The organism is Methylobacterium trifolii, assembly GCF_022179685.1.
Classification (GTDB): domain Bacteria; phylum Pseudomonadota; class Alphaproteobacteria; order Rhizobiales; family Beijerinckiaceae; genus Methylobacterium; species Methylobacterium trifolii.
The window spans coordinates 1-1,675 of record NZ_BPRB01000363.1; the positions used below are offsets into that span (position 1 = coordinate 1).

A 1,675-nucleotide genomic window follows, 5' to 3' on the forward strand; every position below is an offset into this window, starting at 1 on the left:
CTGCCAAAGTAGTGCTAGATTGCGCCGGCATGACGGGCGCTTGAAGGAAGGCACTGCCGCTTAGCAGGCGCCGCAACCTTCGCGTCCGCCTTGGCGTTTGCCGCTGAGCCGTGATCGGAGAAGATGCGCGTGATCAAGAAGCTGCTCCTTGCCCTCGTATTTGTCGGCGGTCTGCTCGTGAGCGTGCCCCAAGGTGCCTCTGCGTTGACCATACCAACTGCCGTTGGTCTCGCCGCGATGCCGGAGAGCAACCTTGTCGAAGTGCGTTACCGACGTCACTGGCGACGTCATCACCGGCGGCATTGGCACCGGCACTACCATCGCCGCTGGCATCATCACCGTCGACATCGTCATTGGCACTACCGGCATCACCGCCGTCATTTGCAACGGCCTCTTCGCTTCAGTGCCGGTCCGGCATCGCGCATTCGTAGCGCTACTCGCTGGCGTGATCCGGTTATGCCCGTCCGTGCACCTGGTGCTCTAACGCCACGGTTGGACTGAACGGACCCTCTTAATCAATCAGCCGAAAGTGGACAGGCGTGCGGGGCGGCAGGCCTGTCTTCGATCTCTCGGCGCCATAGGTGCCGATCCGGTGCGAACAACGGCTTGGCCGAAAGCATTTTCAGGCGGCGGGATGGCCGGCACTGGCATCGCCACCCATGGTAAAGACTGACAACAGCACGTTGATTATCATAGCACAGATTTTACATAATTGTTCCTAACAGGAATTATTAGCACAACATATTATGGAAGTATTGATCTTATAGTTACAGTTGTTGGGGACGAATTTGCTATGCCATCTGTAGCCATGTAAGTAAAAACGTCGGTACCTTGGAATCTCGGGTTTGCTGTGTAATCAAATGATCCATTAGGATTTAGATTTAACATGCCGAATTGAGGGCCAGAAATCAACAAAGCTGTCAATTGATTGTTTTCAGCATCTGTATCATTTGCAAGCACGCCAGGAGAGGTGACTCTAAGTGTTGCGCCGGTAATTGCATTGTATATATCAGGGTTGGAAACGGGTGCGGTATTGAGCTTTTCAGTAGATGACGCCGAGTTGTTGCTTGTATTTGGATCGTACTGATCTGAATGGGTGATGGTTGCCGTGTTCGTTAAGGTATTTGGGTTTGTTACATTTGCCGTGATTGTCAGCGTGCTGGGTGTCCCACTGATGATTGTGCCGACATTCCAGATCCCCGTCGTGGCATCGTAGTTTCCTGACGAGGGTGATGAAGAAACATACGTCAGGCCGGCGGGCAGTATGTCTTTAACGGTAACGCCAGTAGCAGTGCTCGGCCCGTTGTTGCTTGCAGTTATGGTGAAAGTGACAGAGTCTCCAACGTTCGGTGTCGAGTTCGATACGGAGTTGGTCAAAGCCAAATCCGCTTGCTGCGGTGTCTCGGTCACGGACGCCGAGTTGTTGGCCGTATTTGGATCGTACTGATCTGAATGAGTGATGGTTGCCGTGTTCATCAGCGTGTTCGGGCTGGTCACCGTTGCCACGAGCGTCAGCGTGCTGGCTGACCCGCTGGCGAGTGTGCCAGGAGTCCAGATCCCCGTCGCGGGGTTGTAGGTGCCGGACGACTGCGTTGACGAGACGTATGTCAGGCCGGCGGGCAAGGCATCGGTGATGCTGACGCCAGTGGCGGCGTTCGGCCCGTTGTTGCTCGCG

Annotated in this window: 2 protein-coding genes; both read right to left on the bottom strand. The window is 55.0% G+C overall.

The window, feature by feature from the left end:
* Positions 1–60: 60 nt before the first annotated feature.
* On the bottom strand, positions 61–381 hold the full coding sequence (locus tag COGEMETH_RS24420; RefSeq protein ID WP_238185264.1) for a hypothetical protein: 321 nt from the start codon (positions 379–381) through the stop codon (positions 61–63).
* Positions 382–744: 363 nt separating this feature from the next.
* On the bottom strand, positions 745–1,675 hold a 931-nt coding region (locus COGEMETH_RS24425; protein ID WP_238185265.1), incomplete at its 5' end, for a cadherin-like domain-containing protein.

What these genes read in the sequence shown, in the direction of transcription:
- COGEMETH_RS24420 (WP_238185264.1), bottom strand. Translation starts at nt 381, where the DNA reads ATGACGGCGGTGATGCCGGTAGTGCCAATGACGATGTCGACGGTGATG.